This is a genomic window from Streptomyces morookaense, from assembly GCF_013030945.1.
Classification (GTDB): Bacteria; Actinomycetota; Actinomycetes; order Streptomycetales; family Streptomycetaceae; genus Streptomyces; species Streptomyces morookaensis.
In genome coordinates, this window is sequence record NZ_JABBXF010000029.1 from 98,525 (window position 1) to 113,839 (window position 15,315).

The window sequence follows — 15,315 nt, forward strand, 5'->3', positions numbered from 1 at the left end:
ACGGAGCGAGACATGACGCAAATCCATGACAGCGGTGGGGTCCGGAGCGCCGACGGCGCGTCACCGGCTCCGGCCAAACTGACGCTGCTGACGATGACGTCGATGGTCGTCGGCTCGATGGTGGGCGCCGGGGTGTTCTCGCTGCCGAGCCGCTTCGCGCAGGCGACCGGCGTGGCCGGTGCGCTGATCGCCTGGACGGTCGCCGGTCTGGGCATGCTGATGCTCGCCCTCGTCTTCCAGACCCTCGCCGTGCGCAGGCCGCAGCTGGATGCCGGTGTGTATGCCTACGCCAAGGCCGGGTTCGGCGAATACCTGGGATTCTTCTCGGCGTTCGGGTACTGGGCCAGCGCGTGCGTGGGGAACGTCACCTACTGGGTGCTGATCATGTCCACCCTCGGGGCCGTCGCACCGGCGCTCGGGGAGGGTCAGACGCTGCTCGCGGTGGTGCTCTCCTCGATCGGGCTCTGGGCGTTCTTCCTGCTGATCCGGCGCGGGGTCAGGGAGGCCACCGCGATCAACCGGATCGTCACGGTCGCCAAGCTGGTTCCCATCCTGGTCTTCATCGTCCTGGCGCTCTTCTGTCTCGATCCGGCCGTCTTCGCCCGGAACATCACCGGCGCCGACTATGGGGGTTCGCTCTTCCCGCAGGTCCGCAGCACCATGCTGGTGACCGTCTTCGTCTTCCTCGGTGTCGAGGGTGCCAACGTCTACTCCCGCCACGCCAGGCGCCGCGAGGACGTCGGGCGGGCCACCGTCCTGGGATTCCTGAGCGTCTTCGCCGTTTTCGCCTCGGTCACCATCGTCTCCTACGGCATCCTGCCGCTGCGCGAGATCGCGGCGCTGCGTCAGCCCTCGATGGGACAAGTGCTGCAAGCGGCCGTCGGCACCTGGGGAAACGTGTTCGTGAGCGCCGGCCTGATCATCTCCGTGCTCGGCGCCTACCTCGCCTGGAGCCTGATGGCCGCGGAGGTGCTGTTCGTCGCCGCACGGGACGACGACATGCCCCGCTTCCTGCGGCGCTCCACCGTCGCCGACGTGCCGGTTGCGGCCCTGTTCCTGAGCACCTGCCTGTCGCAACTCGTCCTCGTCATCACCTTCTTCTCCGGCGACGCCTTCAACTTCGCCCTCGACCTGACCAGCGCGCTGTCGCTCATCCCGTACCTGCTGGCCGCCGCGTATGCGCTGAAGATCGCCCTCCACCGCCCGCCGGGCGCCACCCGGCGGGAGGGCACCACCCGCGAACTGGCCGTCGCCGCGCTGGCCACGCTCTACACCGTGTTCCTGCTGTACGCGGCCGGGCTGACGTTCGTCCTGATCGCCTTCGTCGTCTACGCGCCCGCCACCGTGCTGTTCGTCATGGCCCGCCGCGAGCAGGTCCGGACCGTGTTCACGCCGCGCGAACTCGTCATCTTCGCCGTCTCGGTGGCCGGTGCCGTCGCCGGCATCGTCGCGCTCGCGACAGGAACGATTCACCTGTGACCGACTACCGTGTCCCTCCGGCACGCCTGCTCATCGACCGGAGGCCCTCATGGACAGCACCGTTCACCCGCTCGCCGACCTCGTGGCCCTGGGCAGCCGGGCGCTGGCGGCAGCAGGCCACGGCGACATGGTCTGGGGGCACTTGGCGCTGCGCGACGACGAGGGCCGCGGGGTGTGGCTGAAGGAGCCCGGCTGGGGCCTGGAGGAGATCCGGCCCGAGCGGGTCCAACTGGTCTCCTGGGAGGGCGACGTGCTGGTCGGCACGGGCGCGCCGCACAAGGAGTATCCGATCCACACCGAGATCATGCGGGCCCGCCCCGAGGTCCGGGCGACCGTGCACACCCATGCGGCCACCGTGAACGCCTTCAGCGCGCTGGACGTGCCGCTGCGGCCGATCAGTCACGACGCCGTGCTCTTCGCCGAGCACGGGCTGCCGCGGTTCACGGCGACCGCCGACCTGGTCCGCTCCCCCGGACTCGGCCGGGCGCTGGCCGACGACCTGGGCGGGGCGCGTGCTTGTCTGATGCCGCAGCACGGGCTGGTGGCGGTCGGCCCGGACGTCGCGCACGCGGTGATGACGGCGATCCTGCTGGAACGCGCCTGCGCGGTGCAGCTCACCGCGCTGGCGGCGGGCGGGATCCGGGAGTTCACCGGCCACGAGGAGAGTGTGGAGAAGGCTTCGACGGTCTGGGCGGCTCAGCAGATGGAGGCGGGCTGGCGTTACTGGGCCCGGCGGGCCGCCGCGGTCCCGGGCGTCTGACGCCCGGCCCCGTGGTCAGGGGGTGACCAGCCGGCCGGGGCGGCGGTCGGTGAACGCCGTGGTGCCGGCGGGCTGGTCGGCCGCCAGGGCGGCGGCGCCGGTTGCGGGCCAGTGGCCGCTGTCGATGCGGCGGACGAGCGCGTGCAGGCCCGCGAGGATTTCATTCGTGGTGAAGGCGCAGTGGCCCTGGCGGGCTATGAACGCCTGCCGCAGCAAAGGGCCGTTGCCGGTGGCGCGGACGCGGGCGGCGAAGGCGGTTTCCTGTTCGGCGGGGGCGAGCGGGTCGGCGGTGGTGTGCAGGTCGAGCAGCGGTACGTCCAACCGCCCGTCCGCCGTGGAGGTTCGGCGCATCCAGCGGGCCGCGGCCGGGTCCGCGCGGTGGGCGGGGGCCCGGGACAGGGCCGCCAGGTCGGCGTCCAGGTCGAGGCCGGCTGTCCGGTAGAGCGCGAGGACTTCGCGGAAGTGGGGTGAACGTGCGAGCAGGGCAGGCCAGTTCAGGCCTTCCGTGGAGCCGCTGTCGCCGCCTGCGGCCTGTTCGATGTCGTAGCGTGCGGTCATGATGAAGCGGAGTTGTCCGGCTGCGAGCCATTGGTACTGCTGTGCCTCCTGTCCGGCCGGGTCGTCCGTGTCGGGCGGGTTCTGGCCGGGGGACCAGGCCGGCAGGTTGAGGTAGGCGGCTGCCAGGGCGATGCGGGCGCGGCCCTGCGGAGTGCGCTGGGCGGTTCCGGCCGCTGCGGTCAGGGAGTTGGCGGCAGCGGTGGCCGCGGCTGCGCTCGGGTAGCCGGTCAGGGGGATCCGGTCGGCCGGGGCGAGGAGTGCGGCGAGGGCGGTCTCGGCGGCGAGTTGGTAGTTGTCGAGGTCGGTCCCGCCTGCGACGAGGCCGCACAGGCCGAGTGCGCCCGCGATCCTGCCGTGCGGGTCGCCGGCGATCCGGGCGTTGACGAGGCCGCCCATGGACTGGCCGACGGAGACGGTGCGTCGGGGGCGGCCGACGGCGGCGGTGAAGGCGTCGAGGGTGGCGAACTGGTCGCGTTCGGCGCTGCCGAGGGCCCACCGTGAGCCGTGCGGGTCGTAGGAGGAGCCGGCGAGTGCATAGCCCTCGGCGAGCAGGGCGGCGCCCGTGGCCGGGTCGGGGGCGTCCTGGGCCCGGAGGGGGCCGTAGCCGTGGCTGTACAGCAGCAGTGTGCCGTTCCAGTGCGGCGGGATGTCGGCGGTCCAGTTCGCGCCGTCGGCGAGGGTGCCGGTGCGGTGGTCCGCGGCCGTTCCGGCGCGGGCGGCGGCGGGCGGGGCGGGGGTGAGGGCGAGGGCGAGGGTGAAGGCGGCGCCGGCAAGGGCGATGCGGCGTGCGAGGCGTGTGCGCATGGCGGAGTGCTCCTGGGGCGGTGGGCGGGGAGGAGCGGTACGGGTCGCAGCGATGCGCCGGCGCGGCGGAGAGCGCGTCGAATGTAGGGCGGAATTTCAACAGCGGTCAAGGGGTTGCCGAGGGAAAGGGAGCGGGGATGGTGTCCAGTATCCGTTCCGCTTCCGCGCGGGCCGCGGCTGCGCAGCGCCGGGCCAGGGTGTGGAAGAGCTGCTCGGCGCGGATCGCGGGCCAGTCGGCCGGCAGGTGTTCGGCGGGGAGACGGGGGTCGCGCCGGACGAGTTCCAGCCAGTCCGTGTGCAGCAGCAGTTGGCCGCTCAGCGGGTCCCCGCCGAGGGCGCCTGGCGGGCTCCAGCGGTCCAGGAAGGTGCGGTACTGGGCGGCGATCGCGACGGTGTCGAAGGCGGACTCGACCACCTGTCCGGCCTCCGTCGGCGCCAGCACCGTGCCGCGGAAGACCCGCAGATGGGCGTCCAGCCCGAGGTCGCCGAGCAGCGCGGCCACGTCCACCACGCCGGGTGCCACCCACAGCCCGTTCTGCAGGATCCCGAAGCCGCCCCAGGTCAGACGGGAGCGCAGGTCGTGCCGTTCGCGCCGCCAGGCCTCCGGCAGCGAGTAGCCGACCAGGGTCCACTGCCCGTCCCAGTCGCGGTTGACGGCCCCGGTGCGCCAGATGCGGTCGTGCCCGTTCTGAAGGACCGTCACCGCGCGCGGGGTGAGGGCGAAGTACGCCTTGCGTCCCCTGCGATGGCGCTCCAGCAGCCCGCGGCCGGCCATGCGGGTCAGGGTCGAGCGGACCGCCTCCTCGGTGACGCCGACACGGGCGAACACCTCGATCACGGAGCCGGAGGACAGGGCGGTGTCCCGGCCGAGCACATGGATGCCGAAGAAGTTCAGCATCAACGACTGGGGGCGCGGGGCAGGTTCGAGGCTGGTCACGCGCACAGCGTAGGCGGTGCCGCGGCCACCGTGCGGGGCAGGCCGAAATATTGGGCAGATCATTGACGGCCTACAAGTCAAGTGCCTAACGTGAACGCCTCCCTCCACTCTCGGTCGAGGAGCATTCCATGCATTTCATGCCATCCATGCGCCCCTTACATCTGAACGGGAAAGTGGCTGTCGTCACGGGCAGCGGACGCGGGTTGGGGCTCGCCTACGCCAAGGCCCTCGCCGCAGCCGGAGCGGCCGTCGTGGTCGACGATGTGGACGCGCAAGCGGCGGCCGCCGCCGTCAAGGAGATCGAAGCAGCCGGCGGCCGGGCCGTCGCCGAGACCGCCGAAGTCGGCGGCACCGAAGCGGCCGAGGCGCTCGTCGCCCGCGCCGTGGACGCCTTCGGGCGGCTGGACGTGATGGTCACCAACGCGGGCGTCCTGCGCGACCGTGTGCTGTGGAAGATGACGGACGACGACTTCGACACCGTCGTCCGGGTCCATCTGCGCGGCACCTTCACCTGCGTCCGCGCGGCGGTACGGCGCATGCGCGAGCAGGGCGGAGGCGGCCGTGTCGTCGTCGCGGGCTCGCCCGCCGGGCAGCGCGGCAACTTCGGCCAGACCAACTACGCAGCCGCCAAGGCCGGTATCGCGGCGATGGTCCGCACCTGGGCGATGGAGCTGGCGCGCGACGGCATCACCGCCAACGCCGTGATACCGGTCGCCGCCACCGCCATGACCCGCACCATTCCGGCCTTCGCCCCCTACGTCGACGCCCTGGAGCGGGACGGCACCCCGCTGCCCGACGCCCTGCGCAAGGGCGAGGGCTTCGGCACCACGGAGGATGTCGCCCCGCTGGCCGTCTTCCTCGCCTCCGACGCCGCCGCGGACGTCACCGGCCAGTGCATCGGCATCGGCGGCGACAAACTCGCCCTGTGGTCCCACCCGCAGGAGACCGCCGTCGCCTACGCGGACGGCGGCTGGAGCGCGGAGGCGATCGCCGCCGCCTGGCCGGTCTCCGTCGGGCGCACGCCCGAGACCTGCGGCATCCCTGCGCCGCGCATCGCGCAGGAGGCCTCCCGGTGAACGTCGACGAGCTCGTCGCCATCGACGTGCACACCCACGCCGAGGTCTCCTCCCGCGGGCAGGCCTCCCTCTCCGACGGACTCGACGCCGCGGCCGGGGCGTACTTCAAGGCCGCACACCGCCGTCCCACACTCCCCGAGATCGCCGCCCACTACCGCGAACGCAGCATGGCCTGCGTCGTCTTCACCGTGGACGCCGAGGCCGCCACCGGCACCCCGGCCGTCCCCAACGAGGAGGTCGCCGAGGCCGCCCGGCAGAACCCCGACGTCATCATCCCGTTCGCCAGCATCGACCCGCACAAGGGCAGGACCGGCGTCCGTCAAGTGCGCCGTCTGGTCGACGAGTTCGGCATCAGGGGCTTCAAGTTCCATCCCATCCTGCAGGAGTTCCGTCCCAACGACCGGCTGGCCTACCCGCTGTACGAGGCGATCGAGGAGGCGGGCGCCGTAGCCGTCTTCCATACCGGCCAGACCGGCATCGGCGCCGGAATGCCCGGAGGCGGCGGGATCCGGCTGAAGTACGGGAACCCGATGGACGTCGACGACGTCGCCGCCGACTTCCCCGGCATGCCCATCGTCCTCGCCCACCCCTCCTTCCCCTGGCAGGACGAGGCGCTGGCGGTCGCCACGCACAAACCGCAGGTGCACATCGACCTGTCCGGCTGGTCCCCGAAGTACTTCCCGCCGCAGCTGGTCCGCTACGCCGACAGCCTGCTGCAGGACAAAGTGCTCTTCGGCTCCGACTACCCGCTCATCAGCCCCGACCGCTGGCTCGCCGACTTCGCCGCGCTCCCGCTCAAGGACGAGGTCCGTCCCAAGATCCTCAAGGAGAACGCCGCCAGGCTGCTCGGCCTGGGCCGCCACCAGTGACACCGACCAAGCGAAGCCGACCAGGGGAGTTATGCGTTGCAGAACCACGGCATCGGTTCCTGGCCCGCCCGGCGGGCCCGCAGGACCCCGCACCGCACCGCCCTGCTCCACGAGGAACACGCCACCAGTTATGCCGAGCTCCACGACCGCTCCACCCGCCTCGCGCACCTGCTGCGCGCGCACGGCATCCGGCAGGGCGACCGGGTGGCCTTTCTCGGCCCCAACCACCCCGCCTTCCTGGAGGCCCTGTTCGCCACCGGATCGCTGGGCGCGGTCTTCGTGCCGCTCAACACCCGCCTCGCACCGCCCGAGCTGCGCCACCAGCTCCAGGACTCCGGCAGCCGGCTGCTGCTGAGCCTGCGGCACCCGGCCGCACCCGGACTCGACGACTGCACCGAAGTGCTGGAGGCGGAGGGTGGGACGTACGAGACGCTGCTGGCCGGGTCCCGGGACGAGCCGGTCGACCAGCCGGTGGGCCCCGACGACCTGTGCATGATCATGTACACCTCGGGGACCGGCGGCCGGCCCAAGGGCGCCATGCTCACCCACGGCAACGTCCTGTGGAACAGCCTCAACGTCCTCGTCGACACCGACCTCGCCGGCGACGAGATCACCCTCGTCAGCGCGCCGCTGTTCCACACCGCCGCGCTCAACATGACGTGCCTGCCCACCCTCCTCAAGGGCGGCACCGCCGTCCTCGAATCCGCCTTCGACCCCGGGCGCACCCTGGAACTGGTCCAACGGCACCGGATCACCAGCCTGTTCGGCGTCCCCGCCATGTACGACGCACTGGCCGCCGCCCCCGGCTGGGACGGCGCCGACCTCGGCAGCCTGCGCACCCTGATCTGCGGCGGTGCGCCCGTCCCGGACAGGACCATCCGCCGCTACCTCGACCGCGGTCTCGCCTTCGTCCAGGGCTACGGCATGACCGAGACCGCGCCCGGCGTCCTGCTGCTCGACCGGAACGACGCGGCCGAGCACGCCGGTTCGGCGGGCGTTCCGCACTTCTTCACCGACGTCCGGCTGCTCGGCCCGGCCGGTGAGCAGGTCCGTCCCGGGGAGCCGGGCGAGGTCCTGGTCGCCGGGCCCAATGTCGGCCCCGGCTACTGGGGCCGCCCGGCGGAGAGCGCCGCCGCCTTCCGCGACGGGTGCTGGTTCCGCTCCGGCGACCTCGCCACCGTCGACGCCGAGGGCTACGCGTATCTGGTGGACCGGCTGAAGGACATCTTCATCTCGGGCGGCGAGAACGTCTGTCCCGCCGAGGTTGAAGCAGCCCTGCTGGAGCACCCGGCCGTCGCCGAGTGCGCGGTCTTCGGCGTTCCCGACCCGACCTGGGGAGAGGCCGGCCGTGCCGTCGTGGTCCTGCGCCCCGGCAGCACCGCGTCCGCGGAGGAGCTCACCGCGCACCTGGACGGACAGCTGGCCCGCTACAAGATCCCCAAATCGGTGGTCTTCACCGACTCCCTCCCGCGCAACGGCGCGGGCAAGCTGCTCAAGCGCCTGCTCCGGGCCGCCCACGGGCAGTACTGACCAACTCCTCCGTCCCTCCTCCGGAGAGGAATCGCCATGCCCCGTACCGTCAACGGCATCACCGAACTGCTCGCCCTCACCGGCACCGACCTCGGCCACAGCGACTGGCTGGAGATCGAGCAGGAGCGCGTCGATCTCTTCGCGGACGCCACCGATGATCACCAGTGGATCCATGTCGACGTCGAGCGCGCCAAGAAAGGCCCTTTCGGCGGCACCATCGCCCACGGCCATCTCACCCTCGCCCTGCTCATCCCGCTGTGGAACCGGCTGCTGGAGGTCCGGGGCGTCGGCATGGCCGTCAACTACGGCCTGAACAAGGTGCGTTTCCCCGCGCCCGTCCCCGTCGGGTCCCGCATCCGTGCCCGCGGCGTCATCGCCGCCGCCCGGGACGTCCAGGGCGGCGCGGAGCTCACGGTCGACCTGACCGTCGAGATCGACGGGCAGCCGAAACCGGCCGCCGTCGCCCAGGCCGTCTACCGCTTCGCCGCATGACGGGCAAGACGGTGCCCACCGCCGCCGAGGCGGTGGCGGACATCGGGGACGGCGCCTCGATCGCCGTCGGCGGCTTCGGTCTCACCGGTGTGCCGCACACCCTGATCCGGGCCCTGTACGAGCAGGGCGCCGGCGGACTGAGCGTGGTCTCCAACAACTGCGGCGCGGACGGCCACGGTCTGGGCATCCTGCTCGAGGCCGGCCGGATCCGCGAGGTGACGGGCTCGTACATCGGCAACAACGCGGAGTTCGCGCGCCGTTACCTCCACGGCGAGCTGGACGTGACGCTCACCCCGCAGGGCACCCTCGCCGAACGCCTGCGGGCCGGCGGCTGCGGCATCCCCGCGTTCTACACCCCTGCGGGCATCGGCACTCAGGTCGCCGAGGGCGGGCTGCCCCGGCGGCACACCCCCGACGGCCGGGTCGCGGCCGTCTCCCGGCGCAAGGAGCTCCGGGAGTTCGACGGCCGCCCCTACGTCCTGGAACACGCCATCACCACCGACTTCGCCCTCGTCCGCGCCGCCCGGGGCGACCGCCACGGGAACCTGGTCTTCGCCAGGACCGCCCGCAACTTCAACCCGCTCGCGGCGATGGCCGGGCGCATCACCATTGCCGAGGTCGAAGCACTCGTGGAACCGGGCGAGTTGGACCCCGACCATGTGCACCTGCCGGGGGTGTTCGTCCAGCGCGTGGTCGCCCTGACGCCGCATCAGGCCGCGTACAAGCCCGTCGAGCGCAGGACGGTGCGGGCCGCATGAGCTGGACCAGACATCAGATGGCGGCCCGTGCGGCCCGGGAGCTGCCGGCCGGTTCGTATGTCAACCTCGGCATCGGACTGCCCACCCTCGTCGCGGACTTCCTGCCCGCGGACGCGGGGGTCGTCCTGCACTCGGAGAACGGGCTGCTCGGTGTCGGCCCGTACCCGGACGAGGACTTCGTCGACCCGGACCTCGTCAACGCCGGCAAGGAGACCGTGACGGCGCTCCCGGGTGCGGCCTTCTTCGACTCCGCGCTCTCCTTCGGGATGATCCGGGGCGGCCACATCGACACCGCGGTCCTCGGCGCGATGCAGGTCTCGGCCCACGGTGACCTGGCCAACTGGTCGGCCCCCGGAAGAACGGTCAAGGGCATGGGCGGCGCCATGGATCTCGTGCACGGGGCCCGCCGGGTGATCGTGCTGACGGAACACACCGCCAAGGACGGCTCACCGAAGATCGTCGAGGAGTGCTCGCTGCCGCTCACCGGCCGGGCCTGCGTGCACCGGATCATCACCGATCTCGGCGTCCTCGACGTCACCGGCGCAGGACTGGTCCTGGTCGGCACCGCGCCGGGGGTCGACGCCGCCGAGGTCGCGCGCCGGACCGCGGCGCGGGTGACGCCAGGCCCCGCCTTCTCCCCCGAAAGGTGACTCCGTGCCCTCCAACCTCCCCACCCAGCAGGGTATTTCGTGCGAGATCGACCAGCAGGCCAAGGCCTACGCGGCCTCCGGCGCCGTCCGCCATCATCCCCCGCGCGACTACCCGCCCTACCGCAGCAGCCTCCTGCGCCATCCCCGGCAGCCCCTCGTCCCGGTCCGGGACCCCGAGGCGGCCGAACTCTCCGGCCCGGTCTTCGGTGCCACCGACGTCACCGAGTCCGACGCCGACCTGACCCGCGGGCAGGCGGGCGAGCCGCTCGGCGAACGCATCACCGTCACCGGCCGCGTCCTCGACCGGGCCGGACGCCCCGTCGCCGGACAGCTCGTCGAGATCTGGCAGGCCAACGCCTGCGGCCGCTACGCCCACCGCCGCGACCGGCACCCCGCGCCGCTCGACCCCCACTTCACCGGCACCGGCCGCTGCCTGACCGACCGCCAAGGGCGCTATTGCTTCACCACGGTCAAGCCGGGCGCCTACCCCTGGCACAACCACACCGGCGCCTGGCGGCCCTCCCACATCCACTTCTCGCTCTTCGGCACCGCGTTCACCCAACGCCTGGTCACGCAGATGTACTTCCCCGGCGACCCGCTCCTGCCCTACGACCCCATCCTGCAGTCCGTCACCGACGCCACCGCCCGCTCCCGTCTGGTCGCCGCCTACGACCACGACCTCTCCACGGCCGGGGACGCGCTCGGCTACCGCTGGGACATCGTCCTCGACGGCCCCGCCGCCACCCGCACCGAGGGAAGCCGCCCATGAGCCCTCTCCCCACCCCTTCCCAGACCGTCGGCCCGTTCTACGGCTGCGCCCTGCCCTCCCCCGACGGCCACCGAGTCGCCCCTGCCGGGCACCCGCAGGCGATCACCGTGCACGGGTACGTCCGCGACGGTGCCGGATCCCCGGTCCCCGACGCGCTGTTGGAGTTCTGGCAGCCCGCCCCGGACGGCAGCCGCGGCGGAGCGCCCGGTTCCCTGCGCCGCGACCCGGCCACGGGCGGCCATGCCGGCCGTGACGGTGTGACGTTCACCGGTTTCGGCCGCGTCGCCACCGACGCCGACGGCCACTACGTCCTGCACACCCTGCCGCCGGGCGGCGTGCCGTACCTTTCGGTGTGCGTCTTCGCCCGCGGCCTGCTGCATCATCTCTTCACCCGGGCCTACCTGACGGGGGGTCAGGTAGCAGAACCATGGTTGGCGGCCTTGCCCGCCGAACGCCGGGCAACGCTCCTGACCCGGCCGGAGGGCGCCGGCGTGCACCGGTTCGACATCCGTCTGCAGGGCGAGAAGGAGACGGTCTTCCTTGCCTTCGACTGACGAACCCGCCGCGCGGCTGCCCGACGACGTCGGCCTCCTCACCCCCGTCACAGCGGGAGCCCCGGTGGCCGTGGCCACCGGCGATGCGGCGGTCCTGGCCGCCATGCTGCAGGCCGAGGCCGCCCTGGTACGAGCCCGGGCCGACCTCGGCCTCGCACCCGGCACGGCCGCCGATGCCGTCACCGCCGCCGCCCGTGAGCTGGACGTCCGCACGATCGCGGCACGTGCGGGCTCCGGCGGCAATCCCGTGCTCCCCCTGGTCGCCGACCTCACCGCCGCCGTCGCGGCCCGCGACCCCGACGCCGCCGCCCGGGTGCACGAGGGCGCCACCAGCCAGGACATCCTCGACACCGCGCTGATGCTCGTCGCCGCCCACGCCCTGGACCTCACCCTCGCCGACCTGGACCGCACCGCCGGGGCGCTGGCCCGGCTGGCCGCTGCGCACCGGGACACCGTGATGGCGGGGCGCACCCTCACCCAGCACGCCGTGCCGACCACCTTCGGGCTCAAGGCGGCCGGCTGGCGCAGCCTCGTCCGCGAGGCGCACCGCCGCCTGGCCGCGACCCGGGCCGCCCTGCCCGCCCAACTCGGCGGCGCCGCAGGGACCCTGGCCTCCTTCCACGCCCACGCCGAGGCGGCGGGCGCGGCCCCCGACCCCGGTCTCGGCCTGCGGCTGACCGCCGCGTACGCCCGGCGGACCGGGCTCGCCGAACCCGTCCTCCCCTGGCACACCCTGCGTACCCCCGTCGCCGACCTCGCCGGCTCGCTCGCCTTCACCGCGGGCGCACTCGGCAAGATCGCCACCGATGTGCTCGGTCTGTCCCGCACGGAGACCGGCGAGCTCACGGAGGCCGACGGCGGCGCGTCCTCGGCCATGCCGCACAAGTCCAACCCGGTGCGTGCCGTGCTCATCGCGGCCACGGCGCGCCAGCTCCCCGCGCTCGCAGCCGTCCTGTTCGGCTCCCTCATGGCCGAGGACGAACGGCCGGCCGGGGCCTGGCACGCCGAGTGGCAACCGTTGCGCGAGGCCCTGCGCCTGACGGGAGCCGCCGCCCGGCACGCGGCCGAGCTCACCGGGACCCTGTGCGTCCACCCGCACCGCATGCGCGAGAACCTCGCCCGGACCGGCGGCCTGATCGGCGCCGAACGCCTCGCCATCGCCCTCACGCCGCTGATCGGCCGCCGCGCGGCCAGGAGCGCGCTGTCCAGGGCCGCACGCCGGATCGCTGCGGAGGGCTGCACCCTCGAAGAGGCCCTCCGGGCCGAGCTCCCCGCGGTCGAACTGCCCGACTTGCACGAACTCACCGATCCTGCGGGCTACTTGGGTGCCGCCCAGGCCCTGACCGACCGGGCCCTCGGGGAACGCCCGTGAACCGCCGCCGTCTCCTCCACCACCGCGTCGACGGTCCGCACGACGCGCCGGTGCTGGTGCTCGGCCCGTCGCTGGGCACCTCGCTCGCCGTCTGGGCCCCGCAGCTTCCCGGCCTCGCCCGCCGGCACCGGACCGTACGCTGGGACCTGCCCGGACACGGCGGTTCACCCGCCTCCCTCCTCGGCCCGGACGCCACCGTGGACGACCTCGCCGGTCTGGTCCTCGATCTGGCCGACTCCCTCGGCGCCGAACGCTTCGCCTACGCCGGGATCTCCCTCGGCGGCGCGATCGGCACCCACCTGGCGGCCCGCCATCCCGAGCGCGTCACCTCGCTCGCCCTGATCTGCTCCGCCGCCCGGTTCGGCACGCCGCCGGCATGGCACGAACGCGGCCGTCTGGTGCGGGAGAAGGGCATCGCCGCGCTCGCCGCCTCGGCGCCCGACCGCTGGTTCACCCCGGCCTTCCGGCAGACCGCCGCCGCCGAGGCCCTGATACAGGACCACCGGTCCGTCGACCCGGGCGGCTATGCGGCCTGCTGCCATGCCCTGGCGGCCGTCGACCTGCGCGACGCCCTGCCCCGCATCACCGCGCCGACCCTGATCGTCGCCGGCCGCGCGGACCGGGCGGTCCCCCCGGACCGGACCCGTGAACTGGCCGACGGCATCGCGGACTCCACCCTCGTCGTCCTCCCCCGCGCCGCCCACCTCGCCACCGTCGAACAGCCGCAGGCCGTCCTCGCCGCCCTGCACCACCACTTCGCCGGAGCCCCGGAACACCCCGGAGCCGGGGAGGCGATGCGCCGCGCCGTCCTCGGCGACGACCACGTCGACCGGGCGGCCGCCGCGACGACCGCCTTCACGGCACCGTTCCAGGACTTCATCACGCACTACGCGTGGGGCGGGATCTGGACCCGCCCCGGCCTGGACCTCCGGACGCGCAGCTGCATCACCCTCACCGCCCTCGTCGCGGGCGGCCGGCACGAGGAACTCGCCCTGCACGTACGGGCGGCGCTGCGCAACGGGCTCACGCCGGAGGAGATCTCGGAGGTGCTCCTCCAGACCGCGGTGTACTGCGGGGTGCCTGCGGCCAATGCGGCTTTCGCAGTTGCGCGGCGCGTCGTGGAGGGGTGAGATCCTCGGCCGGACGCTCGGGCCCGATCAGCCCGACAGGCCTCCGGCGTCCGTGCCGTGTACGAAGTCGCGTTGCGGAACCACCGCGTGCCGGGCCGACGTCACACCGGCGTCTTCTCCGCAGCACGCTCCGGCCGGGCCTCCCAGCACTCCACACCGACCAGGTCCGGCAGCCGGTCGCGGGTGAACACCGGGTCCAGGCCCAGCCGTCGCTGTGCGACGTAGTCGTCCAGCAGGCGGAAGGCGATGGCCGAGAGGGGAAGGATGGCGAGGAGGTTGACCAGGGCCATGAGGCCCATGAAGACGTCCGCGAGGTTCCACACCACGCTCACCGAGCCGAGCGCGCCGAGGAAGACGACCACCAGGACCAGGGCGCGGTAGGCGGGCAGCACCCAGCGTCTGGCGGTCATGAACTCGATGTTGGACTGGCCGTAGTAGTAGTTGCCGATCATCGAGCTGAAGGCGAGCATGAAGACGACGAGGGTCAGGACGTGTCCGGCCCAGCCGCCCAGGGTGTCGGTGAGGGCGCTCTGGGTGAGGTCCGCGCCCTGGCGTCCGCCGAGGCCGGGGTTGGTCGTCAGGATGATGAAGGCCGTCATCGAGCAGATCAGCAGGGTGTCGAAGAAGACGCCCAGCGACTGGACGAGGCCCTGCTTGACGGGGTGGGAGACCTCGGCGGTGGCACCGGCGTTGGGGGCGGAGCCCAGGCCCGCCTCGTTGGAGAACATGCCGCGCCGGATGCCCTGCTGGATGGCCGCGCCGATGCCGCCGGCCGCCAGTTCCCGGAAGCCGAAGGCACCGCCGACGATGTCGCCGAACACCCGCGGCAGATCGCCGAGGTTGAGCAGCACCACGGCGCTGCCGAGCAGCAGGTAGACGACGGCCATCACGGGGACGAGCACGGTGGTCACCGAACTGATGCGCTTGACGCCGCCGAAGACCGCGAGCCCCAGAAGCGCCGCCAGCAGCAGGCCGATTGCCGGGCCGAACCACTCCGCCTCGGAGGCGGGCAGCGAGGCCGTGGCGACGGAGGTGATGGTGTTGGACTGGACGGCGTTGAAGACGAAGCCGAAGGTCACGGTGATCGTGACGGCGAAGAGGACGCCGAGCCACCGCTTTCCGAGGGCGCGCTGCATGTAGTAGGCCGGGCCGCCCCGGTAGGTGCCGCCTGCGCCGCGGACCTTGTAGAGCTGTGCGAGGGCCGATTCGACGAAGGCCGAGGCGCCGCCGATGACGGCCATCACCCACATCCAGAACACGGCGCCCGCGCCGCCCAGCGTGATGGCGGTGGCGACACCGGCGATGTTGCCGGTGCCGACCCGCGCGGCAGCGGAGATCGTGAACGCGCCGAAGGACGAGACCGCCTTGCCGCCGTCCTCGCCCGGCTGCGGCCGGCCCTTGAGGACGCGCAGCATCTCGGGGAACAGCCGCAGCTGCACCGCTTTGGAGCGGACGGTGAAATACAGACCTGCGCCGATCACCAGCGGTATCAGCAGGTAGGTCCAGAAGACGTCGTTGATGTCGACGACGAATGAATCGATCGGGCTCATGGGCGTCCTTCGGGGCGTCCGGAAGCA

At 72.8% G+C, this 15,315-nt stretch carries 15 protein-coding genes; 12 read left to right on the forward strand and 3 right to left on the reverse strand.

The genetic code is table 11. From position 1 onward, the window contains the following. Positions 1 to 12: 12 nt before the first annotated feature. The gene (locus tag HG542_RS14155; RefSeq protein WP_171081264.1) at positions 13 to 1,479 is read left to right on the forward strand and encodes a basic amino acid/polyamine antiporter; all 1,467 of its coding nucleotides are present in this window, start codon (positions 13 to 15) and stop codon (positions 1,477 to 1,479) included. A 49-nt stretch (positions 1,480 to 1,528) separates the two neighbouring features. After that, complete coding sequence (locus HG542_RS14160) at positions 1,529 to 2,239, forward strand: class II aldolase/adducin family protein (protein WP_171081266.1); 711 nt, start codon at positions 1,529 to 1,531, stop codon at positions 2,237 to 2,239. Between the two features lie 15 nt (positions 2,240 to 2,254). Here the strand turns inward: HG542_RS14160 and HG542_RS14165 are convergent, their stop codons facing one another. Then, positions 2,255 to 3,601 (reverse strand): alpha/beta hydrolase, encoded by a 1,347-nt coding sequence (locus HG542_RS14165; RefSeq protein WP_171081268.1) that lies wholly within the window; start codon positions 3,599 to 3,601, stop codon positions 2,255 to 2,257. A gap of 106 nt (positions 3,602 to 3,707) precedes the next feature. After that, on the reverse strand, positions 3,708 to 4,538 hold the full coding sequence (locus HG542_RS14170) for a PaaX family transcriptional regulator (protein WP_229922717.1): 831 nt from the start codon (positions 4,536 to 4,538) through the stop codon (positions 3,708 to 3,710). Positions 4,539 to 4,684: 146 nt separating this feature from the next. On the opposite strand from HG542_RS14170, the gene HG542_RS14175 reads away from it, so the two are divergent. Genes HG542_RS14175 through pcaDC form a run of 10 tightly spaced genes read left to right on the forward strand, consistent with a single transcriptional unit; the run spans position 4,685 to position 13,738 of the window. Further along, a complete protein-coding gene (locus tag HG542_RS14175; RefSeq protein WP_373313168.1) occupies positions 4,685 to 5,614 on the forward strand; it encodes an SDR family NAD(P)-dependent oxidoreductase in 930 nt (309 codons plus the stop codon). Then, complete coding sequence (locus HG542_RS14180) at positions 5,611 to 6,483, forward strand: amidohydrolase family protein (RefSeq protein ID WP_171081270.1); 873 nt, start codon at positions 5,611 to 5,613, stop codon at positions 6,481 to 6,483. The genes HG542_RS14175 and HG542_RS14180 overlap by 4 nt, the downstream gene beginning before the upstream one ends. Before the next feature lie 36 nt (positions 6,484 to 6,519). After that, entirely contained in the window at positions 6,520 to 8,013 is a 1,494-nt protein-coding gene (locus HG542_RS14185) for an acyl-CoA synthetase (protein ID WP_171081272.1), read from the forward strand. A gap of 36 nt (positions 8,014 to 8,049) precedes the next feature. Next, entirely contained in the window at positions 8,050 to 8,505 is a 456-nt protein-coding gene (locus tag HG542_RS14190) for a MaoC family dehydratase (RefSeq protein ID WP_171081274.1), read from the forward strand. Then, on the forward strand, positions 8,502 to 9,263 hold the full coding sequence (locus HG542_RS14195) for a CoA transferase subunit A (RefSeq protein ID WP_171081276.1): 762 nt from the start codon (positions 8,502 to 8,504) through the stop codon (positions 9,261 to 9,263). Before HG542_RS14190 ends, HG542_RS14195 begins: the two co-directional genes overlap by 4 nt. Next, positions 9,260 to 9,913 (forward strand): 3-oxoacid CoA-transferase subunit B, encoded by a 654-nt coding sequence (locus HG542_RS14200; protein WP_171081278.1) that lies wholly within the window; start codon positions 9,260 to 9,262, stop codon positions 9,911 to 9,913. The genes HG542_RS14195 and HG542_RS14200 overlap by 4 nt, the downstream gene beginning before the upstream one ends. A gap of 4 nt (positions 9,914 to 9,917) precedes the next feature. Next, the gene (pcaH, locus tag HG542_RS14205; protein ID WP_171081280.1) at positions 9,918 to 10,682 is read left to right on the forward strand and encodes a protocatechuate 3,4-dioxygenase subunit beta; all 765 of its coding nucleotides are present in this window, start codon (positions 9,918 to 9,920) and stop codon (positions 10,680 to 10,682) included. Beyond that, positions 10,679 to 11,236, forward strand: coding sequence for a protocatechuate 3,4-dioxygenase subunit alpha (gene pcaG / locus HG542_RS14210; protein WP_171081282.1), 558 nt, complete (start codon positions 10,679 to 10,681; stop codon positions 11,234 to 11,236). The genes pcaH and pcaG overlap by 4 nt, the downstream gene beginning before the upstream one ends. Further along, positions 11,223 to 12,608 (forward strand): 3-carboxy-cis,cis-muconate cycloisomerase, encoded by a 1,386-nt coding sequence (gene pcaB / locus HG542_RS34510; protein WP_171081284.1) that lies wholly within the window; start codon positions 11,223 to 11,225, stop codon positions 12,606 to 12,608. Before pcaG ends, pcaB begins: the two co-directional genes overlap by 14 nt. Then, on the forward strand, positions 12,605 to 13,738 hold the full coding sequence (pcaDC, locus tag HG542_RS14220) for a bifunctional 3-oxoadipate enol-lactonase/4-carboxymuconolactone decarboxylase PcaDC (RefSeq protein WP_171081287.1): 1,134 nt from the start codon (positions 12,605 to 12,607) through the stop codon (positions 13,736 to 13,738). The genes pcaB and pcaDC overlap by 4 nt, the downstream gene beginning before the upstream one ends. Before the next feature lie 101 nt (positions 13,739 to 13,839). On the opposite strand, the gene HG542_RS14225 is transcribed toward pcaDC, so the two are convergent. Next, complete coding sequence (locus HG542_RS14225; protein ID WP_171081289.1) at positions 13,840 to 15,288, reverse strand: alanine/glycine:cation symporter family protein; 1,449 nt, start codon at positions 15,286 to 15,288, stop codon at positions 13,840 to 13,842. Between the last annotated feature and the right edge of the window lie 27 nt (positions 15,289 to 15,315).

What these genes read in the sequence shown, in the direction of transcription:
- HG542_RS14195 (WP_171081276.1), top strand. Translation starts at nt 8,502, where the DNA reads ATGACGGGCAAGACGGTGCCCACCGCCGCCGAGGCGGTGGCGGACATC.
- pcaG (WP_171081282.1), top strand. Translation starts at nt 10,679, where the DNA reads ATGAGCCCTCTCCCCACCCCTTCCCAGACCGTCGGCCCGTTCTACGGC.
- HG542_RS14160 (WP_171081266.1), top strand. Translation starts at nt 1,529, where the DNA reads ATGGACAGCACCGTTCACCCGCTCGCCGACCTCGTGGCCCTGGGCAGC.
- HG542_RS14165 (WP_171081268.1), bottom strand. Translation starts at nt 3,601, where the DNA reads ATGCGCACACGCCTCGCACGCCGCATCGCCCTTGCCGGCGCCGCCTTC.
- HG542_RS14175 (WP_373313168.1), top strand. Translation starts at nt 4,685, where the DNA reads ATGCGCCCCTTACATCTGAACGGGAAAGTGGCTGTCGTCACGGGCAGC.
- HG542_RS14200 (WP_171081278.1), top strand. Translation starts at nt 9,260, where the DNA reads ATGAGCTGGACCAGACATCAGATGGCGGCCCGTGCGGCCCGGGAGCTG.
- HG542_RS14225 (WP_171081289.1), bottom strand. Translation starts at nt 15,288, where the DNA reads ATGAGCCCGATCGATTCATTCGTCGTCGACATCAACGACGTCTTCTGG.
- HG542_RS14155 (WP_171081264.1), top strand. Translation starts at nt 13, where the DNA reads ATGACGCAAATCCATGACAGCGGTGGGGTCCGGAGCGCCGACGGCGCG.
- HG542_RS14190 (WP_171081274.1), top strand. Translation starts at nt 8,050, where the DNA reads ATGCCCCGTACCGTCAACGGCATCACCGAACTGCTCGCCCTCACCGGC.